The organism is Serratia sp. LACPHL-BACT-2024-00286 (assembly GCF_043109535.1).
Taxonomy (GTDB): domain Bacteria; phylum Pseudomonadota; class Gammaproteobacteria; order Enterobacterales; family Enterobacteriaceae; genus Serratia; species Serratia sarumanii.
In genome coordinates this window covers 457,023-479,120 of record NZ_JBICNA010000003.1, presented here as the reverse complement: position 1 = coordinate 479,120, position 22,098 = coordinate 457,023, and the positions used below count along the sequence as shown (strand labels likewise).

Below are 22,098 nucleotides of genomic sequence, written 5' to 3'. Positions count from 1 at the left end.
GCTTAAAAAGTATTTATCCTTATAAATACAATGAATTAACTTATCACGCCATCATCGAGTGAAGATTTAACACTTCCCGTAGGCTGTTAGTAAACAGGCGAAGTGAATGAAACCCTCTGTTTTTATAGAGGGTTTTTCTTTATATGGCCATATCTTTTCCGCCTGGTTCCAGTCATGGGTAAAGCAGATTCTTGTTTGTGGTCTAAATATGGCCTATGTTCGGACCTTGGTATGATTGATAGCGCCTGGGGGCACGATGAAAGTAGAGAGCATCCACTACGTGATAGAATCCTATGAGCAGCTGCAGGAGCGAGAGAACGCCATTGCTCTGCTGAAATTGCTGATGCTGTCAGAGAAGGATAAAGCGGAAGGGCGTGTGTCCTCGAAGGAACTGCTGTTGGATGGGCTTTAAACATTACAGTGCTCAACATCAAGGGATTGCAGTGGAACAGCAGGTGGCCTTTGAGTACACGCGTACCGTAAGGCACTGTATTGTGACCCCATTGTCATACCATCAGGACATCCAGCAGCTGCTGTTTAAGCGATTCATCATGGCCTGATAGCTCTATGGCGCCTAACCCTCGTTTTCCTGCAAGTGAAAGACTATGGGGGACCGCATCACCCGCCCTGCTCATCATACTTGCGTTGGCACTCCTGAATCGCCTCAATATTCCCTAACGTCCAATCGAACAGTATCGAGAACGGCCCCTGCAGGGATTTGCCGAGCGGCGTCAGCGAATACTCGACGCCAAGTACCCGCCCATCCAACACTTTGCGATGCACCATGCCGTTGCGTTCCAGCTTGCGCAGGGTCTGGGTCAGCACGCGTTGCGTGACGCCATCCAAACGGCGCTTGATGGCGTTGAAGCGCTGCGGCTCGCGCAGTACTTCCAGCACCATCATGGACCATTTATCGGCAATCTGATCGAGCACGATGCGGCTTGGGCAGTCGGCGCGGTAAACAACATCGGTCTTATCCATCGGTATCCTCCTGCATCCCTGGGATGCTTAAGGTGCGTAATTGACGCCAGGTATGCAAAGTATACCATTCGATAAACGGCGCGAATAACCCGCACTTGTACCCCAGGTAAAAGGACATTGAGATGACAGATACAGATTTCAGCAAACTCAGGCTGTCTCATGCGCACGGCGTGATGACGATCGCTATCGATAACCCACCGGTAAACGTTCTTGATGTGGCGCTGATGTCGGAAATCAGCCGTTTATTGCTCGCGGTGCGTGACGATCCGGATACGCGGGTGTTGGTGTTCCAGAGCGCGAACCCAGCGTTCTTTATTGCTCACGTCGACATGACCTTGATCGATGAGCCGCACGCTTTCGACGAACTGGCGAGCAACGCGCCGGAGGGGCTTAATCCGTTCCAGGCGTTTGGCGAACTGCTGCGCAGCCAGCCGCAGGTCACTCTCGTTAAGCTGGCCGGGCTGGCGCGCGGCGGCGGCGCCGAGTTTGTGGCGGCGGCCGATATGGCTTTCGCTGCACGGGAAGATGCGGGGTTGGCCCAGTGCGAGGCCTTGATGGGCATTACGCCCGGCGGCGGCGCGACGCAGTATCTGACGAGCCGAATGACGCGGGGCCGCGCTCTGGAAGTGATCCTGGGCGCCGATCTCATCGATGCCGCTACCGCAGAGCGTTATGGCTGGATTAACCGCGCCTTGCCTGCCGCCGAGCTCGATGATTTCGTCGATCGGTTAGCGCGCAATATCGCGGCATTGCCAGAGGGCGTGATTGCGGCGGCCAAACAGGCGATGCCTGTACCGGATCTGCAGGCCGGTTTTTATCGCGAGCACGACGCCTGGGCGGGATTGTTCGCACGCCCGGCCGCGGAACAGTTGATTCGCGGCGGGCTGAAGGCCGGTGCGCAAACCCCGGAGGGGGAGAGCAACCTTGAAGGCCTGCTGCGGCATCTTGCCCGCTAAGGCACCGCCGCGCGCTAGCCGGCCCCCCACTGCGTCAGCAGCGCATGCAGCCTGGCCGGCTCCAGCGGTTTGCGCAGCACCAGATAGCCTTCCTGCTCGGCCTCTTGCAATATCTGCGAGTTGAACTCGCCGCTGACCATGGCGCCGCTCACGTCTGGCAGGCGTTCGAACAGCGCTTTCAGGATGTCGAAACCGCTCTCGCCGGAGCGCAGGCGCTGGTCGCACAGCACGGCGAACGGCGTAAAACCGTCGTCGACGATGGCGAAGGCTTCCTCGGCGGAGGCCGCGCAGCGCACGGTGATGCCCCAGGTGCTCATCAGGCTCTCCCAGGCGGAGGTCACCAAAGGATCGTCGTCCACCACCAGGCAGGCGCCGCGCAGCGGCGCATAGCGGATGGGCGTGGCGGTGTTGTCGTAGGCGGCCGCGGTTTCCGGCGCTTTGTCTTCGCCGATGTATTGCGTGAAGCGCATCCAGAAGCGCGAACCTTTGCCTTCGACGGAGTGCATGCCGTACTTCACCTTCATCAGCTTGGCGCAGCGCGCCACCACCGCCAGCCCCAGCCCGTGGCCGGCGCTGTCGATTTTCCACGCCAGTTCGGGGCGGTAGTAAGGGGAGAAGATTTTGCTTTTCTCTTCGTCGGCGATGCCCACACCGGTGTCCCACACTTCCACCAGGCACTCGGCGCCGCGCGGGCGGATGGCGATCAGCACGCCGCCCCGTTGCGTGTAGCGCAGGGCGTTTTGGATCAGGTTGATCAGCGATTGCCGCACCAGCAGCGGATCGCCCATCACGCTGATGCGCCGTTTAGGCCGCCAGGTGCGCAGCGCCAGGGCGCGGCTGTTGGCCTCTTCGCGGAACAGGGTGATCACCGAGTCGAGCAGGGCGCCGATATCCACATGGGTGGCGGCGGTGCGCACGTTGCCGGACTCGATCTTGCTGAGATCGAGCAATGAATTGAACATCAAATGCACCGAACGCACGCTCTGCTGCAGATCCAGCAGCTGTGGCGTCAGGCTGTCGTCGCGGTTTTTGTGGATGATGGCCTCGATCAGAAAGCCCATGGCGTGCACCGGCTGGCGCAGATCGTGGCTGGCGGTGGTCAGGAACTGGTTCTTGTCCAGCAGCGCCTGTTCCGCCTCCTCTTTAGCTTGCCGGAACTGTTCCGCCAAGCGCGAGCTTTGTTCTTCGAGCAACGCCTGCTGGATAAAGAACGCATGCGAGGTTAACGCGTGGCGGTAAATGGCGAAGCCGTACAGCAAGTTCAGCATCAGCACGATGAACATCACGTCTTCCAGCCGCCAGATGATGCCGAGGTTCAGCAGCCCCCAGGAGGCGAAGAAAAAGCGGGTAAAGGTGCTGATGACGGGCGTCAGATGCGTTGCGTTGGCGGCGACGATCGCGGCGATGCTGATATTGAGCAGCAGGAAAAAGTCAAAGTTATGGGTCTGCGGCGTAATTAAATAGAGTGATGAGATCCCCAATCCGTGAATAAACGCCACCTTATTAATGCGCGGCAGCCAGCGGCGCAGCACGGCGTCTTCATCATTTTCTTTGGCCTCGCGTTGGTAGCGCCGATGCCATATTCTGATCGCCACGGCGCATAGCAGGTAAACGATGATCCAGGCAATGGTTGGGCCGAGTTCATCCCCCAGCAAATAAATCCAGATGGCGAACGGGATGCCGACGAAAGGCACGGCGGTGAAGCTGAACACCAACCGCATGAAGGTGTTGTCCAGCAGGCGGATCTGCGCGCGTGAGGAGATGCCATCATTTTGTAAATTCTGGAAAAACTTCATTGCGACGGATCCCGTTTGCCGTGCAACAGCGTGATGGCTTCCACCCGGCTGTTGACGCCGATCTTTTTCAAGATATTACTGATATGCTCTTTCACGGTGGGTTCGGAAATAGACAGCTGCGTCGCGATCCTTTTATTCGGCAGGCCGCGCAGCATCATAGTTAATACGTCGATTTGTCTTGGCGTTAAATTGAATTTATTTAAATGTTCATGATGGTTTTTAATGGCGGATTCATTTCCTTCCGGGAACCACTCCTGATTATTATTCAACGCAAAAACCGCTCTGGCGAATAATTCCGGGGGTTCATTTTTTAATACGAACCCATGCCCGCCGGCATTGTGAACTTTCTGCCAGATATCGTTATTTTCGTCGCCGCTGACCACCAAAATGCGCACCTGAGAATAACGTTGTTTTACTTCTTTGAGTAATTTCAACGCCGTACCGGAAGAGAGCCAAAAATCGATCACCAGTAAACGCGGCGGGCCATTTTCCCTAATATGACGGTAGCAATTTTCTTCATTGGTCACCACATGTGCCTGTTTGAATCGGCAATGCGTGCTGAGAAAGTTAGCGATACCGCTTGCTACCAATGGATGGTCATCAACGACCAACGCATAATCCTGCCCCAAAGGATTCTCCTTTCGCCTTCACAGTTCAGATAGGTCTGATGAATTATTATCAACCCTCCCTACTTTAGGAGGGTTTTTTCGTTTAGGAAAGGGAAATATATTATTCGAGGATTTGGATAAGAGAAAACATAAAGCCAATCGATAATTTTAACTGATTGGTTATAAAGGATAATTTATGAAAAAACCACTTATCGCTTTAACCGTTACGATGATGATAGCCGGTTGTTCCACCCTGAAAACCGATCAGGCCATTCCATTACTGCAGGCGGAAACCGCCAAAATGCTGGGCCTGGGCTCATCGGACGAAATTACCGTGACCAATGTCAATGGCGCACAGCCGGATGCGCTGGGCGGGCAAAAACTTTCTTATCGCGCCACCACGGAAAAAGGCCGCATTTTCGATTGCTCGTCGCTGATGATGCCGGGAATTTTAGGTTCGTCGCCGTCGCTGAGCGCGCCGACCTGTACGCCGGTGGTCACGCATAAATAATTCGCTTTGGGGGCGGTATTGCCGCTTCCTGGTTTTCCATCGTCGGAGCGTCAGCGCCGGGGGGCTATAAGCTTTTGCTTCGACGATCACTAAACCGGCGTGCGCGAAATAACGCCTTACACCTCCTCTAGTGCATTGAGTTTCCCTATAACAATAAATTTCGCGCCATCACGCCAACGAGTACGGAGATAGCCCGTGAATGACAAGACATCGCATCCTTTAGCGGTTAAAACACCGCTTTCCAAACTTTACCTCGCTCTATTTTCTGCGCCGCTGTTGATGCTGGCGCCCGCCGATATCGCTCGCGCAGATGATGCCATTTTTGATGGCGACGCAAAAATTACCGAATCATTGGCCTACACCGGGGACGTTTACGTCGGCCGTAATCAAAGCGGCAACCTGCTGCTCGATAATGGCAAGATCAGCGCCTATAACATCAATATCGGCCGGATGTTCAACGGCCAAATTCATGAAAGCCTGGTCACGGTCCGCGGGCCGAACGCCGAGCTGAACGCGGTGAACGATCAGTTCGTGCTGCGCGGCGGCCTGAATCTGGGGCGGGGCACCCTGCGGGTTGAAGACGGCGCGCTGGCCAGCGCGAAAGAGATCGTGGTCGGCACCACGCGTGGCTACGACAGCCACCTGATCGCCACCGGCGCCGGTTCTCGAGTCACCAGCAATTTTCTCAGCGTCGGCACCGATTTAGGAGCACGATCCACGCTGGCGATTGAAGACGGCGCGGTGCTGAACACCGCCTTTGACGCGCGCATCGGCAATGGTAGCGGGCCGGGCGAGACCGATACGCTGAGCCCGAAAGCCACGGTCACCGGGGCCAATTCCCAATGGAACGTCGGCCGCGCGCTCACGCTTTACGGCGATCTGGACGTGCTGAACGGCGGTGCGGTCAGCGTTGGCAGCATCGAAGTGGCGGGCGTCTCCGGCGCGCGTAAAACTGCCGAGTTGACGATCGCCGGCAACGGCTCACGGTTTACCAGCGGCAGCAGCGTCAACGTCGGCGATTACGGCAACGGCGTGTTGGCGGTCATGGACGGCGGGACATTCTCCGCCGGCGGCAACGAAGTGGTGCTGGGCAAGACCGGCTCCGGCTCGAACCGCGGCGCGCTGATTATCGGCAGCCGCGGCAACATGGACACCGGCACCGGGTTGACCGAGCCGACGCTCGGCGCGGCGGGCGCCGCAGGCACCATCGATGCCCAGACGGCGATCGCCCTGCGGGGCGGATTGTTCCGCAGCTATGTGTACTTTAACCATACCGACGGCAATTACGTCTTCGGCAACAAGATGAGCGGCGAAGGCGAGGTGATCAACAGCGCCGGGCACACGACGCTGAACGGCGATCTCTCTGAGCTGCAGGCCAACGTCACCGCGCGCGGCGGCAAGCTCATCATCGCCAGCGACATCAATACCCAGAAAGAAGACGACATCTTCGAGATCCAAACCCTCAGCGCAGAGAACGGCGGCACGCTGATCCTCAACGCGACGGCGGGTTCCGACGTCAATAACGGGCAGGGCTACAGCAGCGCCGCATCGATCAAGGCCGGCGGCACATTGGGCGGCAACGGCACGCTGGGCCAGACCGAGATCCAGTCCGGCGGCCATATCTCGCCCGGCGACGGCAATATCGGCACGCTGACGCTGAAACGCTACCTGAACTTTATCGGCGAATCCTTCTACGACGTCGATATCGCCGGCGACGGCCGCAGCGACCAGCTGCTGGTGGCGGGCAAAACCACCATCAGCGATCGGGCCAAGGTGCAGGTTACGGCGCTGGATCCGCAAACCAGCTATAAAACCGGCCAAAGCTATCGCATTCTGACCTCGGACGGCGGCATTGACGGCCAGTTCGCGGCGGCGGTCTCCAAGTCTGCCTTCCTCGATGTGGCGCTGAATCACAGCGCCAACGCCGTGGATCTGACCATCGCGCAGAAAGACACGGGCGGTGAAAATCCAGGGGGCGAAAACCCGGGTGGAGAAAACCCAGGCGGTGAGAATCCAGGGGGCGAAAACCCGGGTGGAGAAAACCCAGGGGGTGAGAATCCAGGGGGCGAGAACCCGGGCGGAGAAAACCCAGGCGGTGAAAATCCGGGGGGCGAGAACCCAGGCAGCGGCAAGCCGGGCATTTTCCAAACGGTGGCCGAGAGCGGCAACCAGTGGAATACCGCCGGCGCGCTCTCGACGCTGACGCAGAGCGGCCCTTCGCTGGCGCTGTACAACTCGCTGCTGCTGCTGAGTGCGCCGGAAGCGCGCGAGGCGTTCAATCAGCTGTCCGGCGAAGTCTATCCGTCGATGCAGTCGAACCTGATCGCCGGCAGTACCCAGCTGTTCAACGTGCTGAACCAGCGCATGCTGCGCCTGTTCGACAACGACAGCCTGCCGATACCGCCGTTGGCGATGTCGCTGGTGCAACCGGCGCAGGCGCAAAACAGCGGCGTCTGGGGGCAGACCTTCAGTTCCTGGGGCAAAAACAGCGGCAACGGCAACGTGGGCAAGCTGGATGGTAATACCACCGGCTTCCTGTTGGGGGCGGATCGCAAGCTGGCGGACCATAACGTGCGCATCGGCGGCTACTTCGGTTACAGCCGCGGCGACTACGACGTCGACAGCCGCCGTTCCAAGGCCGATACCGACAACTACCACCTCGGCCTGTATGCGGCGGGGCAGCAGGATGCGTTCTCGCTGCGCGGCGCGCTGGGTTACACTTGGCACAAGATCGAAGGCAAGCGCAACGTCGATTTCAGCGGCTTCTCGGATCGGCTGAAGTCGGACTACGATGCCAACTCGCTGCTGGCGTTCACCGAAGCGGGTTACCGTTTCGGCCAGCCGGAGATGAACGTCGAACCGTTCATCAACCTGAGCTACATCCGTCTGCATACCGACAGCTTCCAGGAGTCGGGTGGCGCGGCGGCGCTGAGCGTGCGCAATGAAACGATGAACACCTTCTACTCCACGCTCGGGGTGCGCGGTGTGACCGAACTGCCGAAGAACGTCAGCCTCTACGGCTCGCTCGGCTGGCAGCACGCCTACGGCGATAAGAACACCTCATCGCGCATGGCGTTTGCCGGCAGCGACGCGTTCGTCACTCAGGGCCAGGCCGTGGATGACAACGTGATGGTGGGCGATATCGGCGTGAGCGTGAAACTGTCGCGCGCCGCGACGCTGGATGTCGGCTATCAGGGGCAATTCGGCGCCGATACCCGCGTTAATTCGGTCAACGCCAACCTGCGCTGGTCGTTCTGATTCTTCCTCTAGACTTCTCTGGTACTGACTGGCCCGCTTGATGCGGGCCTTTTTTATGGTGAACATTAAGTTTCCCGTGAGCCTGCGTAAGGGGGCGCTAAGACATTTCCCGATATGAGCAGGGCGGGATTGCCTGTATGATTAATGTTCTTCTTAGCATGGGCAAGGGACTGATTTTCCAATGCGTGACTTGACAAGGCCGTTAACGATTTTCACCAGCAAGAAGCCTTTTAACGACCGTTTTGCTGATGATATGCAATATGGCGATATGGATGAACGTACACTTAAGCAACGATATCGTTTGGGGCAAGTATCAACGTTTATCGATTGGAGTACTTATAAATCGCCCTATGACCATCCGGCAACGCGAAATATTCCGGCAGCTGGAAAAGAAAAGGCGGTTGCAATGCTTTTTGATGAGCTGAGAGCTGCATCGAGATACTTTTCTTTTACTGGCGTTTATCAAGGGTTGATAGTTAAACTTTTCAATCATATGCAGTACAATAACGGAACTGACTTTCAAGATGTTCAAATGGACTTGGCCTATAAAAGGCTGATACTGAGCGATAAATCAGAAAATAGTACGCTAATTCGAATTAAAAGTGTTCTCGATACCTTTGATTTTAACTCATATCAGTTGAATAAAGATGCATTTACTCTTCAGTTATCACAAAGCCGTTTGCCAAAGTATGTTCGCTGGGAAGACTGCATAAATGGAATGGGAGTCAGTGTACATGAGGTCAATAGTACAGAGATCAGTATTGATTCTTTGTTTTTTCAAGATAATAAATATACTGCTGTGATTAGCTATAAAGCTCAGGATCATTTTGGGTTAGATAAAGAAGATATTAGTAAATTAAAGTTTAGTTCTATTGGGTTTTTCAGGATTTGGTTTGTACTTCAAAGGTATAAAGAGTTCGCGTTTAGACCCTTTTTCACCAACTTTGGCGCGAAAATAATAGTGACAGGTGAAAACTATGCTTAACAAAAAAAAGGTTGCGTTCTTTTCTTTGGTCGCCGTAGCGGCTCTTTGGTTGGTTTGGGTGCTTGTCAGGCCGGCTAATGTTGTGCGGGTTGATAGTGCTGCTGTTTATGTTCAATACCTTCCGCTGACCACGGAAGGTAAAATATCTTGGTGGAATGATAATAAAGATAAACTTCAGGATAAGTATCATATTATCAAGGACGAGAATCATTTTACCGTTGCCGTAATGAATTTTGACGGCTATGTTGCCGCTCCGACTGGCAGCAATGATGGAAGTATTGATGACTATCATTGTCTTAGCGAGGGTGATACCAAGAATAAATGTATCTATAAGGATATAGCGATGATTATTAATGGTGATGTTAATAAAAGAGTTTTTATCAGTCTGGATGGGAAGACTTTCGCTCAAGAGCCTGACGGTAAGACCACGCTGTTAAAAAAATAGTGACTCTTACCCTCTGAGTTTTTCCTCGCTTTCAATCAGACTCGTCTAAGTGGTGCTCAGGCTTTCGCCCTCGCCAAGCCCACGCAAGTGCGGGCTGAGCGAGGGTAAAAGGGCGTTTAACGCCCTTTTTTCTTGCGCCCTGGCTGGGTAAAGCGCTTGCGGCCGGCCGGCGCAGCGGCTTTGTCGGCGCTTTTGGGGCCGCCGGCACTCGGTTTTTTCGCCGCGGCGGATTTGGCCGGGGCCTTCTTCGCCGGTTTGGCCTCGGATGAAGAGCCTTCAATCAGTTTGAACAGCTCGATCAGCTCGTCATCGCTCAGATCGCGCCATTCGCCCAGCGGCAAGCCTTTGAGGCTGACGTTCATGATGCGCGTGCGTTCCAGCTTGGTGACCTCGTAGCCGAAGTGTTCGCACATGCGGCGGATCTGGCGGTTCAGCCCCTGCACCAGCGTGATGCGGAACACGAACGGCGCCTCTTTCTTTACCTTGCACTTTTTGGTCACCGTGCCCAGCATCGGCACGCCGGCGCCCATGCCGCGAATAAACTCGTCGGTCACCGGCTTGTTGACCGTCACCAGATACTCTTTCTCGTGATTGTTGCCGGCGCGCAGGATCTTGTTGACCAGGTCACCGTGGTTGGTCAGAAAGATCAGCCCCTGCGAATCCTTGTCCAAACGGCCGATCGGGAAAATGCGTTTGCTGTGGTTGACGAAGTCGGCGATGTTGTCGCGCTCGCCGTCTTCGGTGGTGGTGACGATGCCGACCGGCTTGTTCAGCGCGATCAGCACCAGATCTTCTTCATTGCGCGGTTCGATCAGCTGACCGTTAACCTTCACCACATCCCCGGCAAATACCTGAGCGCCAACGGTGGCGCGTTTACCGTTGATGAAAACGTTGCCCTGTTCGATGTATCGATCGGCGTCGCGGCGTGAGCAGATACCGCTCTCGCTAATGTATTTGTTCAGACGAATGGATGAGTTAGTCAGCATGGGATCTCCGTAAAACGCGGACTATACATTACCTGCAGGGGATTGCGGAAGCTGTTAGAGAATAGATGTAATAGCTCAAGGTAACGCAGGCCTTATTGAGACTATTCATACCTTCACCACCCGGGTATTCAGCGGGGTGAGCGTCTGCCCGGCGCTGCCGATCGGCGTCAGGCGCGGGACGGGGCGGCCGCTGTCGCTTTCCACCAGCGTTGAGTGCGCTTCTCCCTCTGCGAACAAATGATCTTCCCCCCACTGGCGCAGGCCGACGATCACCGGAAACAGCGCGCGGCCTTTCTCGGTCAGCACATATTCCTGATAGGCGCTGCCGTCTGCGGCGGGCACGATTTCCAGCACACCGTGCGTCACCAGCGCGCGCAGGCGGGTGGCAAGGATGTTCTTCGCCATCCCCAGCCCTTTTTGAAATTCGCTGAAGCGGGTGACGCCGTCGAAGGCGTCACGCACGATCAGCAGCGACCACCAGTCGCCAATCACATCCAGCGTGCGCGCCACCGGGCACGGCGCGTCTTCCAGGCTTTTACGTTTCACGGCGTTTATCTCCAACTGCACATTCTGGTTGCATTATAAAACCTCCACGCCTAAAGTTCATTGAGTTTAATAATGAAACCACATTGAGGTGTGCGATGAGCGACAAACTGCTGGATCCCCCCTGTGCGGCGCTGGGGCGCCTGCCGGCCCCTCTGGTGCTGCTGTTGGCCGCCGCCAGCGCCTTCAGCGTGGCCAACGTTTACTATGCGCAGCCGCTGCTGGACGCCATCGCCCATGATTTTTCCATCAGCCTGGCGGCGGTCGGCATGGTGATCAGCGTGACTCAGTTGGGCTGCGCGCTGGCGCTGCTGTTGGTGGTGCCGCTCGGGGATCGGCTAAACCGGCATCGGTTGCTGGCGGGGCAACAACTGGGGCTGATCGGCGCGCTGCTATTGGTGGGCTGGGCGCACAGCGCGCCCTGGCTGCTGGTAGGGATGTTGCTGGTAGGCTTATTGGGCACCGCCATGACGCAGGGGCTAATCGCTTACGCCGCCGCCCTGGCGGCGCCGCAGGAGCGCGGGCGGGTGGTCGGCGCGGCGCAGGGCGGAGTGGTGCTGGGATTGCTGCTGGCGCGCACCCTGTCCGGCGCGCTGGCGGACGTCGGCGGCTGGCGCACGGTGTACTTCTTCTCTGCCGGGGTGACGCTGGTATTGCTGCCGATCCTGTCGCGCCTGCTACCTGCGCCGCGCACCGCTCCCAGTACGCTGAGCTATCCCGCGCTGCTGCGTTCAATGCTGACCCTGCTGTTGCATGACCGCACGCTGCAAATTCGCGGCATGTTGGCGCTGCTGATGTTCGGCGCTTTCAGCCTCTTTTGGAGTTCGCTGGTGTTGCCGCTGAGCCAGGCGCCGTTCAACTTCACCCATGCCGCGGTCGGGGCGTTCGGCCTGGTCGGCGCGGTGGGCGCGCTGGCGGCGGTGCGCGCCGGGCATCTGGCGGATCGCGGGCTGGGGCAGGCGGCCAGCGGCGTGTGTCTGCTGCTGTTGACGCTGGCCTGGCTGCCGCTCGGTTTGCTCGGCAGCGGCCTGGTTTGGCTGGTGGCGGGCATCGTGCTGCTGGATCTGGCGGGCCAGGCGATCCACGTGCTGAACCAGAGCATGATCTTCCGCGCGCACCCGCAGTCGCACAGCAGGCTGGTGGGCTGCTACATGCTGTTTTATGCCGTCGGCAGCGGGCTGGGCGCCTTTGCCGGCACCCATATGTATGCCTGGGCGGGCTGGAGCGGCGTCTGCTGGCTGGGGGCGGGCGTCAGCCTAAGCGCGTTGCTGTTTTGGCGGCTGACGCTGCGCGGCATGCCGGGCTCAACGGCGGCGGTGGAGCAGTGAAAGCTGGAAGCCCAGCGCACCGCACAACTGCTGAGGCGCGGTGAAGCCGCTTTCCGCCAAAAGAAGACGGCTGCGCGCCGCCGCCATCGGGTGCCAGTTGCGGCGGGTGCGTTCGATCACCTCCTGCGCCTGCGCCGCCGAATGCCCGGCGCTTTGCAGCCAGTGTTGGTAGTGGCTGGCGGGCAGGCCATCCGGTTGATAGTCGAACAGCAGCAGCGGTGCAGCGGGGGAAAGGCGCTGCGCCAGCTGCTGCAGGAAGTCCAGTTTGGCGCCATCGTCGGCGATAAAGTGCAGCACCAATGAGCACACCGCCGCGTCGTGGCGGGTTTGCGGCGCTTGTTGCAGCAAGGTGGGTTGGAAGCTCACCCGCTGTGCATAACCCGCGGCTTCGGCCTTGGCGCGTGCGGCCGCCAGCATGCCGGCGGAGGGTTCCACGGCGCTGAAACGCCAGCTGGCGTTGGCGGCGGCCAGTGCCGACAGTTCGCTGCCGGTGCCGCAACCGGCCAGCAACAGCGTGGCGTCATTCGGCAGCGTCTGCGCGAGCGTCGCCGTCAGCAGCGCCTGAGCAAACTGATAGCCGGGCACCAGGGTCAGAATACGGCGATCGTAGTCCGCCGCCGCGGCATCGGGGAAGCGAGTATCCGTTTGGTGTTGCATAACCTTCCTTGCAAAGTTCATTGAGAGAGACAAGGAAGGGTATGCTTAAGTGATAATGAAATCCATTATCATTAATAAGTTCTGTGACGGGAAAGGCAGCGTTAGCGGGCCGGCGAATGCAGCAGGTAATAATCTTCTTCGCCGTCGTTGCCGGTAGAGATGATGCGCCAGCCGTGTTTGCGGTAGAACGCCAGCGCCTTTTCATTCTTCACCAGGCATTTCAGCGAGCCGGTGGCGGTGAAGGTGGCTTGCGCCGCCTGCAGCAGCGCACTGCCGACGCCGCGCGGCGGCTGATGGGGATCGACATACAGGTTATGAATGAAGTTGTCTTCGCGGTAGATGGAGACGAATCCCAGCAGCGTGCCGCCGTCTTCCGCCACCCAAATCGCTTCGCCCAGCGTCGCGCCGTCGAAATCTTCCAACTGATAGTTTGAGGTATCGCGCCAGCCGAACGCCGCCTTGCGCGACGCCAGGTACAGCGTGCGCAGGAAGGGGCGATCGGTTTCTTGGTAGGGTCTTATCTGCATGGCATCTCCCGGTGGTTTGTGCTCACTATAGCGCATTGCGTGGCGTATGCCCGCCGGGCAATTTATTCGCTTGTTTGTCCGCGCCGCCGCTGGCATGATCCCCTGCAGGGATTAACGCAACGTTGATCACAACCTATTGATTTTCATGACTCGGGGTGCCCTTCTACGTGAAGGCTGAGAAATACCCGTATTACCTGATCTGGATAATGCCAGCGTAGGGAAGTCACGGCCGCCCAGCCGGCGCCGCCTTCTTGAACGCCGGTTGGGAGGAATATGATCGCTCGACCTGATGCACTACCCGGCGCGCGCGCCGCGGCCTGTCTGACCCAATTCCAACAGCGGCCTCCGCTGATCCACTGCCTGACCAACGAAGTGGTGCAATCGCTGACCGCCAACGTGCTATTGGCGCTCGGCGCCTCCCCGGCGATGGTGGTGGAGCCGCAAGAGGCGGCGCAGTTCAGCGCGCTGGCCGACGGCCTGCTGATCAACGTCGGTACCCTCAATGCGCTGCGCGCCGAATCGATGCGGGCGGCGGTGGCCGCCGCCAATCGGGCCGGCAAGCCCTGGACGCTGGATCCGGTGGCGGTCGGCGCGCTCTCCTACCGCACCGCCTTCGCCAAACAGCTGCTGGACGAGAAACCGGCGGCGATACGCGGCAACGCCTCGGAAATCATGGCGCTCAGCGGGTTGCTGGCCAGCGGCCGCGGCGTGGACAGCGGCGACGATTCGCTGGCGGCCTTGCCCGCCGCGCGTGAGCTGGCGCAGCGCAGCGGCGCGGTGGTAGCGGTCACCGGCGCGGTGGATTACGTCACCGACGGCCAACGCGATTGGGCGATCGAAGGCGGTTCCCCGCTGATGACGCGGGTGGTGGGCACCGGCTGCGCGCTGTCGGCGGTGGCGGCGGCGTTTTGCGCCCTGCCGGGCGATCGCCTAGACAACGTGGCGACCGCCTGCCGGGTGATGTCCCACTGCGGCGGCCTCGCGGCCAGACAGGCCACCGGGCCGGGCAGCTTTACGCCGGCGTTCCTCGATGCCCTGTATCAGCTGCGCGGGGAGGATCTGTGATGAAACGCATTAACGCCCTGACCATCGCCGGCACCGATCCCAGCGGTGGCGCCGGCATTCAGGCCGATTTGAAGGCTTTCTCGGCGCTCGGCGCCTACGGCACCTCGGTGATCACCGCGCTGGTGGCGCAGAATACCCGCGGCGTGCAGTCGGTGTATTACATCGATCCGGCGTTCGTCGCCGCGCAGCTGGACTCGGTGTTCAGCGACGTGCGCATCGACAGCGTCAAGATCGGCATGCTGGCCAACGCCGACATTGTGCAGGCGGTGGCCGAACGGCTGCGCCATTACCGGCCGGAGTTCGTGGTGCTGGACACCGTGATGCTGGCGAAAAGCGGCGATCCGTTGTTGGCGCCGGAGGCGGTGGCGTCTATTCGGCGCGAGCTGTTGCCGCTGGTGTCGATCATTACGCCGAACCTGCCGGAAGCGGCGGCGCTGCTGGCGTGCGCGCCGGCGGAAGATGAAGCGCAGATGCGCGAGCAGGGGCGGGCGCTGCTGGCGATGGGCTGCCGGGCGGTGCTGATGAAGGGCGGCCACCTGAGCGAAAGCGAGAGCCCGGACTGGCTGTTTACTGCCGAAGGCGAGCAGCGCTTTACCGCGCCGCGCGTCGCCACCCGCCACACCCACGGCACCGGTTGCACGCTCTCGGCCGCGCTGGCGGCGCTGCGCCCGCGCCATGCCGACTGGGCGGCTACGGTAGCCGCCGCCAAGGACTACCTGCAACAAGCGCTGCAACAGGCGGACACGCTGGAAGTGGGGCACGGCATCGGGCCGGTGCATCATTTCCACGCCTGGTGGTGAGTCAACTTTTTGCCGCAACCGTGGTCTGACTAGTTCAGGCCCGGTTTTATGGGCGAAACCTGATTTAACCTAGGGAGAAGGACTATGACGGGACACCAGGCGCTGCGTTGCGCCCTCTTCGGCGCACTGCTCAGCTTCAGCGCGGGCAGCTTTGCTCAGCAGATCGTCACCACGTCGGATTTGATTCAGCAGCCGGGGTATCAGGCCAGCTGGCAAAACATGGTGAAAGGCCAGGCGCGGATGCCGGGCTGGGCGCGTAAGGGCGTCGGCACCTCGACGCCGGCGCAGAACCTGAGCTGGAAGGGCAAAGAGTATCTGGTCGGCAACCTGTGCAAGCCGCACGACTGCGGCAACAACTTTTTGATCGTGGCGTTCAGCGCGGACAAATCCCAGGCCTGGGGCGTGCGAGTGGCGGTGGAAGACCGGCCGGAAGCCGTCGACCATCCGAAGAAATACGCCAAGTATCAGTGGCTCGGCAAGCCGGATGATGACATGAAAGCGCTGCTGAAGCAGCAGTTCGAGAACAATCCCGACTGGAAATGATCTGACCGGGGGCGCCGGTGACGGCGCCCCCGGCGTTGATCAGCCGATGCCGGCCTGATGCAGATCGTGCAGGTTGAGCGCCCCTACCAGCACGCCGTCCATATCGACCACCGGGGCCGCGCTGATGTGCTGTTCGTGCAGCGCTTCCAGCGCCTCGCCGGCGCGCCACTGCTCCGGCAGCCGATAGCCGGGGCGGGTGATCGCCGGGCTGAGCTGATCCTGCAGGCTGTTGCCCTTCACCAGCCAGCGGCGCAGGTCGCCGTCGGTAAACACGCCCACCACCCGTTGTTGCGCGTCGCAGACCGCCACTAACCCGAGCCCGGTGCGGCTCAGCTCCAGCATCGCTTCCATCACGTTGGCGCTTTCGCTCACGCGCGGCAGGCGATCGCCGGTGCGCATCAGGTGATGCACGCGGTTCAGCAGGCGCGCCCCCAGGCTGCCGCCCGGGTGCGAGCGGGCGAAATCTTCCGCGTTGAAACCGCGCTGGCGCATCAGCGCCATCGCCAGAGCATCACCCATCATCAGCGTGTTGACCGCGCTGGAGGTCGGCGCCAGCCCCATCGGGCAGGCTTCGCGCTCGACGCCGATATCCAGCACGCAGGCGGCGGCCTGCGCCAGCGGCGACTCTTTGCCGCCGGTGACGGCGATTACCGGAATGCCGTTCTCCGCCAGCAGCGGCAGGATCAGATCCAGCTCTTTGGCGCGGCCGGAGTAGGAGATGAACACCACCACGTCGTCGGCGCCGATCATGCCGAGATCGCCGTGCAGCGCCTCCGCCGGGTGCACGAAGAACGACGGCGTGCCGGTGCTGGCCAGCGAGGCGGCGATTTTCTTGCCGATATGGCCGGACTTGCCGATGCCGGAAATCACCGCTTTGCCACGGCAGTTCAGCAGCAGTTCGCAGGCGCAGACGAAGTTGTCGTCCAGGCGCGCCAGCAGGCGTTGCGCTTCGGTCAGCTCGATCTCCAGCGTTTCGCGGGCGAAGGCGAGCAGGGCGTTGGCGTTACTCATCAGGGTCTCCTACCAGAAGGATATTGATGCCTTTCGCCTGCAGCGCGGCGAGGTAATCGGGGTTGATGTCTCGGTCGGTGATCAACGTGTCGACGGCGCTGAGTTCGCACACCACGTTCGGGCTCTTGCGGCCGAATTTCGAGGAATCTACCAACAGAATAATGCGGCCGGCGGCTTCGCACATCGCTTTGCTGACGTTGTGCACTTCGTTGAAGGTGGTGACGCCGGCGTTGAGATCGACGCCGTCCGCGCCGATAAACAGCTTGTCGAAGCTGAACTGCTGAAACGCCGATTCGGCCAGGCTGCCGTGGAACGAGGCCGATTTTTTGCGGTAGGTGCCGCCCGGCATCAGGATGGTCTGATCGTTGTCCAGCTCCACCAGCGCGTTGACGATGGTCAGGCTGTTGGTCATCACCGTGATGTTATTGAACTGCGCCAGGTGCGGCACCATCTGCAGCACCGTGCTGCCGGCGTCGAAGATCAGTGAGTCGCCGTCGGCGATCAGCGCCACGGCGGCGCTGGCGATGTGGCGTTTTTTCTCGGTGTTGATATGGGTTTTGCGGTCGATCGGCTGATCGCCGTCGTCGCGGCTGAGCACCACGCCGCCGTAGGTGCGGATCACCTCGCCTTCTTCTTCCAGCAGGGTGAGATCCTTGCGGATGGTGGTGCCGGTGGTGGAGAAATGCTCGGCCAGGGCATCCACTGCCGTTTTGCCATGCCGCTGCAGATATTCAAGGATAGCGGCCTGCCGCTGCTTTGGTTTCATCGCGATTCCCGTTCACAAGAGTTGGGCATTTCCCCTCGCTGAATAATTCACTATGAAAGGTAATGTCTTTTAATGTGAAAATATCACGATTTGGGTTCAATCGCTAACGATAGTGCAGACTGGCATGCGCGATCCTCGGGGAAGATCACATCCGGGCGCAAATCCCGCTGATGCAAACCGTGCAATCGAGGCAGCGGGCGGGGCCGGGCGAAAACGGTCAGGCCGCGCAGCAACAGGCTGCCGCACACCCGTCGCTCGGCGTCGAAGGCCAGCGCCAGCACCACTCGCGGGCGGAAACGGCCGCCGGAACGGCCGACGCCGACGCCGACGGCGCCCAGCCGGCACAGGCCGTCGAAGGCGCGGTTGAAGCGCTGCAGTTGCCACCAGCCAAAGGCGATTTGCAGCAGCCAGGCCAGCAGCGCGAAGGCGATCAGAGCTTGAGTCACGGGGTTCTCCTTAGGCCCCCTTGCGCGGAAGGGGGCGTCGATGGCGTCAGAACATCACCTGGCCGCCGGTGATATTGATCGATTGGCCGGTGCAGTAAGAGGCCTTGTCGCTGGCGTAGAACAGCAGGGTGTTCAGCACGTCCTGGTAGTCGCAGCCGCGCTTCAGCGGCACCTTGTCGATGTAGTACTGCTCCACCTGGTCCGGCGCGATGCCCAGTTTTTGCGCGTACTGCGGCAGCAGCGACTGGAACATCGGCGACTTCAGCAGGTTGCCGAGCATCAGCGAATGCACGGTAATGCCGTACTCCGCCAGATCGAGCGCCAGCGACTGCGTCAGCCCCACGCCGCCGAACTTGGCGGCGCTGTAGCCGGAGTTGTGCTTGCTGCCGACCTTGCCGGACTTGGAGTTGATCTGAATGATGCGCCCGGCGATGCCGTCGCGGATCATCAGGCGCGAGAACTCGCGGGCGCAGAGGAAATAACCCACCAGGTTCACCTGCAGCGAGCGATCGAAGTCGCCCAGCGGAAAATCGGTGATCGGTGCCGCCTTGGCGATGCCGGCGCTGTACACCAGCAGGTTGGCCTGGCCGAACGCCCGGTCAACCGCCGCCGCCAGCGCCATCACGCTCTGCTCGTCGGTGGCGTCGGCCTGAAAACCACAGGCGCTGCCTGCGCCAAACGCTTCGTTGATCTGCTGTGCCACCTGATTGGCATTGTCGGCGTTCAGATCGGCCACCGCCACCCGATAACCGGCCTGCGCCAGCCCGTGGGACAAAAAGGCGCCTAACGTTTGGCCGCCGCCAATCACTACAGCTACTTCAGACATGGTCTACTCCTTATGCGATAAATGACAGCGTGCTGCCCAACGGGATATCGGTCGGCGTAGGGCCGGATACGTGGATCGAGCCGGGGAATTCGGCTTCGGCTTCGCCGTTGAAGCGCACGGTGATGTGGCCCAGCTCGCGCAGATTCTGCGTGGCGACGCTGCCGACGGCGGTGATGGCGTAGCGCCGCTGCGCCAGTTCCATCACGCCGCCGACCTGCAGCTCGCCGGCGGTCGCGCCGTGGCGGTGGATGAAGCAGAACTCTTCGATATCCGCTGGGGCGCCTTCACGGAAGGTGATCAGCATGTTGTCCAGCAACGCGTCGCGGGCGCAGCCACCGATCTGCGTGATGGTGGTGTGAAAAATGGTGTGCATAAACGTCTCCCTGGAAATCAGCTTATTGATAAATGAAGGCCGAGGCGGCCCAGGCGATCAACACCGTCGGCGCGCCGGTCAGGAAGCGGCCGACCAGCACCGAAGGCACGCCGACCCGCACGGTGTCCTGCTTGGCTTCTGCCAGCGACAGGCCGACCGGAATGAAGTCGCAGGCGGCCTGCGCGTTGATGGCGAACAGCGCGGGCAGCGCCAGCTGCGGCGGAATATGGCCGAGGCCGATCTGCACCCCGACCAGCACGCCGATCACCTGGGCGATGACCGCGCCGGGGCCGAGGAACGGCGACAGCAGCGGGAATGAGCAGATCAACGCCAGCGTCACCAGGCCGATCGGGCTGTTGGCCAGCGGCGTCAGGCCGTGAGCGATAAAGTCCCCGAGGCCGGAGGCCATGATGATGCCGATCAAGGCCGAGACGAACGCCATAAACGGCAGGATGGTCTTCAGCACGGTGTCGATGGTGTCGCGCCCGGCCTGGAAGAACACCGCCACCACCGATCCCATGCCCATGCCGACCTTCGCCAGCAGCCCGTCGCTTTGCTCGGTGATCTTCTTGCTGGTGTCGTAGTCGCGCGCCTTGGGCGGCGCTGCAACGGTGGCGACGGGTTGGCTATCTGCCGCTTCGATTCGGCTGATGTTGTGGTCGCGCACGCCGGAGACATAGATGTCTTCGAGGATAAACTGCGCCAGCGGGCCGGACTGGCCGGTGGCGTGGATGTTGACCGTCGGAATGCGGCGTTTCGGATACAGGCCGCAGCGCAGGGTGCCGCCGCAGTCGATCACCGCCACCCCGATCTCTTCCGCCGGCGGTTCACCTTCTTTGAAGCCGTCGACGGCCGGCCAGCCGGTCAATTCGCTGAGGCGATCGACGATCGAAGGTCGGGTGCCGGCGGTGATGTACACCACTTTCTTGCCGGGCTCTATCGGCAGCTCCAGGGGGCCGCCCCAGCCGCTGGCGCCTTTTTCAATACGAATATAAGCACTCATGCTGCACTCCACGAATTAAAGTTGCACCTGGCGATCCAGACGGATGCCCATCTTGCGTTCGAACAGGCTGGTGGTGAGATCGGTGACCCAGCCGCGGAAGAAGTTGGTGAACAGCCCCACCAGGAAATAACTCACCGCCAGCGGGCCGAGCGGCAGGCCGAGGGTGGTCAGGCCGCTGGCGATGCCGAGGTAAACGAACAGTTCGCCCGGATTGATGTGCGGGAACAGGCCGTTCATCGAGTGGCAGCTGTAGGAGGCCGCCGCGTAGTAGCTCGGCTTGTATTTCTCCGGCATGAAGCGCCCCAGGCTGAGGGTCATCGGGTTGCAGAAGACAAAGGTGCCGATCAGCGGCAGCAGCAGATAACGCGACACGGGGTTGCCCGCGCAGCGCTGCGCCAATCGTTCGATACGTTCCTGGCCAACAAATTTGATCAGTGCGTTCATGATAACCAACAGGCTGATCAACAAAGGTAAAATGCCGGTCACCATGCCGACAAACACTTCACCGCCTTTCTGAAACAGGCCGATAAACCACTCGGCGCCGTGGGTGATTAGCTCAATCATTATGTTCTCCTGTAATGGACTGATATGGCCTGGAGCGAACGGCGGCTCTGTGACCATGGGCCTTACAGTAGTCACTTTGTTGGGCTATTTGTTTTAAATAGATCACAGTTTGAAAGATAAATATTTTATTTCGAAAGTTTAAAATGAAAGAAAGAGAAGGTCTGTGGCATGAGGGGGAGAGCGCGGGCACAAAAAAGCCCGATGAACCGGGCTTTGGGTAGGGGGTATACGGAAATCGCCGTTGTTAGCGTGTTTCTGTTACTGCTCGAGAATCTTTTGTATTGTCTCTACGGAAGCACCGTTTCTTTCGGCCGTTTGGGCCAGTTCTTGCTTTTGTTTGTCTTTTTCAGCGATTGCCATATCTTTGGCGGCGGCTATCGCGGCCAGGAAAATTTCTTTTTCCGTCGGGGTGAGCGGGCCTTGTAGTCTGGCTTCGCAGACGCGATACAACGTATCGCGGATAAAATTTACCGTGGTCGTGCGCCGAGCCAGATCGACTACGGCGGTGCTGAACTCTGCATCGCCACTGACTTTTTGAATTTGTTCCGTGCTCATTTCAGCTTTCAGCGCGGCAATAACGGACTGCGCGACATCAGGCGGTGGAGCCACGCAGTACTTGATATTTGAGTCTGCGGGAATATAAATGGCGCTGCTTCTTGTTGAGTCATAGTCAAACCAATACGTTTCTCCAGGTTTCAACTCATGCCTAGAGGCCGGAGATTTAAATAGCGCGCAAGACGAAAGCGAAAGGATGAGCAGGGAGATGATTACAATATTGACTTTCATGATGGCACCACCATAAAAATGTGGGTTAACTAGCGTAAAATTTAGTCAAAAGTCCATAAATAACAATGAACTATAATAATTATTAATGCGCTAAGTTTTTGTGTTTTCGGAAAAGGTGGGAAATTTGAAGTTTGATAAGGTTAACTTTCAATCTTTAATGATTTATGTCGTTCTCTTTCGCATATTTGGAATAAAAAAAGCCCAGGGGGATTAAATAAAAACCAGCTCTTATTTTTGCTCATAAAATACATTCGGTTGCATTATTTCCTTGTCAAGACCTCCCTCGATGCATAAAAAAGCCCGGCGAACCGGGCTTGGGGACAGGTGGTCCGTC

General features: G+C 59.2%; 24 protein-coding genes, 1 pseudogene and 1 riboswitch. Of the genes and pseudogenes, 10 read left to right on the top strand and 15 right to left on the bottom strand.

Going from position 1 to position 22,098, the window contains the following annotated elements:
* Window positions 1–277: 277 nt before the first annotated feature.
* Window positions 278–412 (top strand): annotated as a pseudogene (locus tag ACF8MC_RS11960) (type II toxin-antitoxin system Phd/YefM family antitoxin); the annotation flags it as partial.
* A gap of 206 nt (window positions 413–618) precedes the next feature.
* Here the strand turns inward: ACF8MC_RS11960 and ACF8MC_RS11955 are convergent.
* Window positions 619–981, bottom strand: a complete 363-nt coding sequence (locus ACF8MC_RS11955; RefSeq protein ID WP_060439422.1) for a helix-turn-helix domain-containing protein — start codon at window positions 979–981, stop codon at window positions 619–621.
* A gap of 122 nt (window positions 982–1,103) precedes the next feature.
* On the opposite strand from ACF8MC_RS11955, the gene ACF8MC_RS11950 reads away from it, so the two are divergent.
* On the top strand, window positions 1,104–1,937 hold the full coding sequence (locus tag ACF8MC_RS11950) for an enoyl-CoA hydratase/isomerase family protein (protein WP_033635578.1): 834 nt from the start codon (window positions 1,104–1,106) through the stop codon (window positions 1,935–1,937).
* Between the two features lie 14 nt (window positions 1,938–1,951).
* On the opposite strand, the gene ACF8MC_RS11945 is transcribed toward ACF8MC_RS11950, so the two are convergent.
* Together ACF8MC_RS11945 and ACF8MC_RS11940 are read right to left on the bottom strand one after the other, a co-directional pair.
* The gene (locus ACF8MC_RS11945; RefSeq protein ID WP_164105154.1) at window positions 1,952–3,733 is read right to left on the bottom strand and encodes a hybrid sensor histidine kinase/response regulator; all 1,782 of its coding nucleotides are present in this window, start codon (window positions 3,731–3,733) and stop codon (window positions 1,952–1,954) included.
* A complete protein-coding gene (locus tag ACF8MC_RS11940; RefSeq protein WP_164105155.1) occupies window positions 3,730–4,362 on the bottom strand; it encodes a response regulator transcription factor in 633 nt (210 codons plus the stop codon). The genes ACF8MC_RS11945 and ACF8MC_RS11940 overlap by 4 nt, the downstream gene beginning before the upstream one ends.
* Window positions 4,363–4,537: 175 nt before the next feature.
* On the opposite strand from ACF8MC_RS11940, the gene ACF8MC_RS11935 reads away from it, so the two are divergent.
* The 4 genes from ACF8MC_RS11935 (at window position 4,538) to ACF8MC_RS11920 (ending at window position 9,540) form a co-directional block, all read left to right on the top strand.
* On the top strand, window positions 4,538–4,852 hold the full coding sequence (locus ACF8MC_RS11935; RefSeq protein WP_025303891.1) for a hypothetical protein: 315 nt from the start codon (window positions 4,538–4,540) through the stop codon (window positions 4,850–4,852).
* A gap of 195 nt (window positions 4,853–5,047) precedes the next feature.
* A complete protein-coding gene (locus ACF8MC_RS11930; protein WP_314236566.1) occupies window positions 5,048–8,110 on the top strand; it encodes an autotransporter domain-containing protein in 3,063 nt (1,020 codons plus the stop codon).
* A 181-nt stretch (window positions 8,111–8,291) separates the two neighbouring features.
* On the top strand, window positions 8,292–9,095 hold the full coding sequence (locus ACF8MC_RS11925) for a DUF3289 family protein (protein ID WP_033655342.1): 804 nt from the start codon (window positions 8,292–8,294) through the stop codon (window positions 9,093–9,095).
* The gene (locus ACF8MC_RS11920; RefSeq protein ID WP_164105157.1) at window positions 9,088–9,540 is read left to right on the top strand and encodes a DUF943 family protein; all 453 of its coding nucleotides are present in this window, start codon (window positions 9,088–9,090) and stop codon (window positions 9,538–9,540) included. Before ACF8MC_RS11925 ends, ACF8MC_RS11920 begins: the two co-directional genes overlap by 8 nt.
* 116 nt (window positions 9,541–9,656) lie before the next feature.
* On the opposite strand, the gene rluF is transcribed toward ACF8MC_RS11920, so the two are convergent.
* Window positions 9,657–10,526, bottom strand: coding sequence for a 23S rRNA pseudouridine(2604) synthase RluF (gene rluF / locus ACF8MC_RS11915; RefSeq protein ID WP_039568501.1), 870 nt, complete (start codon window positions 10,524–10,526; stop codon window positions 9,657–9,659).
* 105 nt (window positions 10,527–10,631) lie between these two features.
* Window positions 10,632–11,072: a helix-turn-helix domain-containing protein gene (locus ACF8MC_RS11910; protein WP_025303888.1), complete on the bottom strand. Its 441-nt coding sequence runs from the start codon at window positions 11,070–11,072 to the stop codon at window positions 10,632–10,634.
* 95 nt (window positions 11,073–11,167) lie between these two features.
* On the opposite strand from ACF8MC_RS11910, the gene ACF8MC_RS11905 reads away from it, so the two are divergent.
* A complete protein-coding gene (locus ACF8MC_RS11905) occupies window positions 11,168–12,397 on the top strand; it encodes an MFS transporter (RefSeq protein WP_164105158.1) in 1,230 nt (409 codons plus the stop codon).
* Here the strand turns inward: ACF8MC_RS11905 and ACF8MC_RS11900 are convergent.
* On the bottom strand, window positions 12,374–13,054 hold the full coding sequence (locus ACF8MC_RS11900; protein ID WP_049234939.1) for a methyltransferase: 681 nt from the start codon (window positions 13,052–13,054) through the stop codon (window positions 12,374–12,376). The genes ACF8MC_RS11905 and ACF8MC_RS11900 overlap by 24 nt on opposite strands.
* A gap of 101 nt (window positions 13,055–13,155) precedes the next feature.
* Complete coding sequence (locus tag ACF8MC_RS11895) at window positions 13,156–13,581, bottom strand: GNAT family N-acetyltransferase (protein ID WP_164105159.1); 426 nt, start codon at window positions 13,579–13,581, stop codon at window positions 13,156–13,158.
* A 141-nt stretch (window positions 13,582–13,722) separates the two neighbouring features.
* Window positions 13,723–13,819, top strand: a riboswitch (TPP riboswitch).
* Window positions 13,820–13,854: 35 nt separating this feature from the next.
* On the opposite strand from ACF8MC_RS11895, the gene thiM reads away from it, so the two are divergent.
* The 3 genes from thiM (at window position 13,855) to ACF8MC_RS11880 (ending at window position 15,989) form a co-directional block, all read left to right on the top strand.
* Window positions 13,855–14,646, top strand: a complete 792-nt coding sequence (thiM, locus tag ACF8MC_RS11890; RefSeq protein ID WP_049213344.1) for a hydroxyethylthiazole kinase — start codon at window positions 13,855–13,857, stop codon at window positions 14,644–14,646.
* Window positions 14,646–15,446 (top strand): bifunctional hydroxymethylpyrimidine kinase/phosphomethylpyrimidine kinase, encoded by an 801-nt coding sequence (gene thiD, locus ACF8MC_RS11885; protein WP_033648851.1) that lies wholly within the window; start codon window positions 14,646–14,648, stop codon window positions 15,444–15,446. The genes thiM and thiD overlap by 1 nt, the downstream gene beginning before the upstream one ends.
* Window positions 15,447–15,530: 84 nt before the next feature.
* On the top strand, window positions 15,531–15,989 hold the full coding sequence (locus ACF8MC_RS11880; RefSeq protein ID WP_033648850.1) for an inhibitor of vertebrate lysozyme family protein: 459 nt from the start codon (window positions 15,531–15,533) through the stop codon (window positions 15,987–15,989).
* 39 nt (window positions 15,990–16,028) lie between these two features.
* Here ACF8MC_RS11880 and gutQ read toward each other — a convergent pair whose 3' ends face one another.
* From gutQ to ACF8MC_RS11840, 8 genes are all read right to left on the bottom strand, one after another.
* Window positions 16,029–17,000, bottom strand: a complete 972-nt coding sequence (gene gutQ / locus ACF8MC_RS11875; RefSeq protein ID WP_060443644.1) for an arabinose-5-phosphate isomerase GutQ — start codon at window positions 16,998–17,000, stop codon at window positions 16,029–16,031.
* Entirely contained in the window at window positions 16,993–17,766 is a 774-nt protein-coding gene (locus ACF8MC_RS11870; RefSeq protein WP_033635559.1) for a DNA-binding transcriptional repressor, read from the bottom strand. The genes gutQ and ACF8MC_RS11870 overlap by 8 nt, the downstream gene beginning before the upstream one ends.
* Before the next feature lie 83 nt (window positions 17,767–17,849).
* Entirely contained in the window at window positions 17,850–18,212 is a 363-nt protein-coding gene (gutM, locus tag ACF8MC_RS11865; protein WP_060436621.1) for a transcriptional regulator GutM, read from the bottom strand.
* A gap of 46 nt (window positions 18,213–18,258) precedes the next feature.
* Window positions 18,259–19,038 (bottom strand): sorbitol-6-phosphate dehydrogenase, encoded by a 780-nt coding sequence (gene srlD, locus ACF8MC_RS11860; RefSeq protein WP_041036296.1) that lies wholly within the window; start codon window positions 19,036–19,038, stop codon window positions 18,259–18,261.
* Between the two features lie 10 nt (window positions 19,039–19,048).
* On the bottom strand, window positions 19,049–19,411 hold the full coding sequence (srlB, locus tag ACF8MC_RS11855; protein WP_164105160.1) for a PTS glucitol/sorbitol transporter subunit IIA: 363 nt from the start codon (window positions 19,409–19,411) through the stop codon (window positions 19,049–19,051).
* 22 nt (window positions 19,412–19,433) lie between these two features.
* On the bottom strand, window positions 19,434–20,414 hold the full coding sequence (locus ACF8MC_RS11850) for a PTS glucitol/sorbitol transporter subunit IIB (RefSeq protein WP_130018152.1): 981 nt from the start codon (window positions 20,412–20,414) through the stop codon (window positions 19,434–19,436).
* A gap of 15 nt (window positions 20,415–20,429) precedes the next feature.
* Window positions 20,430–20,978, bottom strand: coding sequence for a PTS glucitol/sorbitol transporter subunit IIC (locus ACF8MC_RS11845; RefSeq protein WP_004941528.1), 549 nt, complete (start codon window positions 20,976–20,978; stop codon window positions 20,430–20,432).
* Between the two features lie 258 nt (window positions 20,979–21,236).
* A complete protein-coding gene (locus tag ACF8MC_RS11840) occupies window positions 21,237–21,764 on the bottom strand; it encodes a hypothetical protein (RefSeq protein WP_164105161.1) in 528 nt (175 codons plus the stop codon).
* Window positions 21,765–22,098: the final 334 nt, after the last annotated feature.

What these genes read in the sequence shown, in the direction of transcription:
- srlB (WP_164105160.1), bottom strand. Translation starts at nt 19,411, where the DNA reads ATGCACACCATTTTTCACACCACCATCACGCAGATCGGTGGCTGCGCC.
- ACF8MC_RS11895 (WP_164105159.1), bottom strand. Translation starts at nt 13,581, where the DNA reads ATGCAGATAAGACCCTACCAAGAAACCGATCGCCCCTTCCTGCGCACG.
- srlD (WP_041036296.1), bottom strand. Translation starts at nt 19,038, where the DNA reads ATGTCTGAAGTAGCTGTAGTGATTGGCGGCGGCCAAACGTTAGGCGCC.
- thiD (WP_033648851.1), top strand. Translation starts at nt 14,646, where the DNA reads ATGAAACGCATTAACGCCCTGACCATCGCCGGCACCGATCCCAGCGGT.
- ACF8MC_RS11845 (WP_004941528.1), bottom strand. Translation starts at nt 20,978, where the DNA reads ATGATTGAGCTAATCACCCACGGCGCCGAGTGGTTTATCGGCCTGTTT.
- ACF8MC_RS11955 (WP_060439422.1), bottom strand. Translation starts at nt 981, where the DNA reads ATGGATAAGACCGATGTTGTTTACCGCGCCGACTGCCCAAGCCGCATC.
- ACF8MC_RS11870 (WP_033635559.1), bottom strand. Translation starts at nt 17,766, where the DNA reads ATGAAACCAAAGCAGCGGCAGGCCGCTATCCTTGAATATCTGCAGCGG.
- ACF8MC_RS11905 (WP_164105158.1), top strand. Translation starts at nt 11,168, where the DNA reads ATGAGCGACAAACTGCTGGATCCCCCCTGTGCGGCGCTGGGGCGCCTG.
- ACF8MC_RS11900 (WP_049234939.1), bottom strand. Translation starts at nt 13,054, where the DNA reads ATGCAACACCAAACGGATACTCGCTTCCCCGATGCCGCGGCGGCGGAC.
- thiM (WP_049213344.1), top strand. Translation starts at nt 13,855, where the DNA reads ATGATCGCTCGACCTGATGCACTACCCGGCGCGCGCGCCGCGGCCTGT.
- ACF8MC_RS11920 (WP_164105157.1), top strand. Translation starts at nt 9,088, where the DNA reads ATGCTTAACAAAAAAAAGGTTGCGTTCTTTTCTTTGGTCGCCGTAGCG.
- ACF8MC_RS11945 (WP_164105154.1), bottom strand. Translation starts at nt 3,733, where the DNA reads ATGAAGTTTTTCCAGAATTTACAAAATGATGGCATCTCCTCACGCGCG.
- ACF8MC_RS11935 (WP_025303891.1), top strand. Translation starts at nt 4,538, where the DNA reads ATGAAAAAACCACTTATCGCTTTAACCGTTACGATGATGATAGCCGGT.
- gutQ (WP_060443644.1), bottom strand. Translation starts at nt 17,000, where the DNA reads ATGAGTAACGCCAACGCCCTGCTCGCCTTCGCCCGCGAAACGCTGGAG.
- rluF (WP_039568501.1), bottom strand. Translation starts at nt 10,526, where the DNA reads ATGCTGACTAACTCATCCATTCGTCTGAACAAATACATTAGCGAGAGC.
- ACF8MC_RS11925 (WP_033655342.1), top strand. Translation starts at nt 8,292, where the DNA reads ATGCGTGACTTGACAAGGCCGTTAACGATTTTCACCAGCAAGAAGCCT.
- ACF8MC_RS11880 (WP_033648850.1), top strand. Translation starts at nt 15,531, where the DNA reads ATGACGGGACACCAGGCGCTGCGTTGCGCCCTCTTCGGCGCACTGCTC.
- ACF8MC_RS11840 (WP_164105161.1), bottom strand. Translation starts at nt 21,764, where the DNA reads ATGAAAGTCAATATTGTAATCATCTCCCTGCTCATCCTTTCGCTTTCG.
- ACF8MC_RS11850 (WP_130018152.1), bottom strand. Translation starts at nt 20,414, where the DNA reads ATGAGTGCTTATATTCGTATTGAAAAAGGCGCCAGCGGCTGGGGCGGC.
- ACF8MC_RS11950 (WP_033635578.1), top strand. Translation starts at nt 1,104, where the DNA reads ATGACAGATACAGATTTCAGCAAACTCAGGCTGTCTCATGCGCACGGC.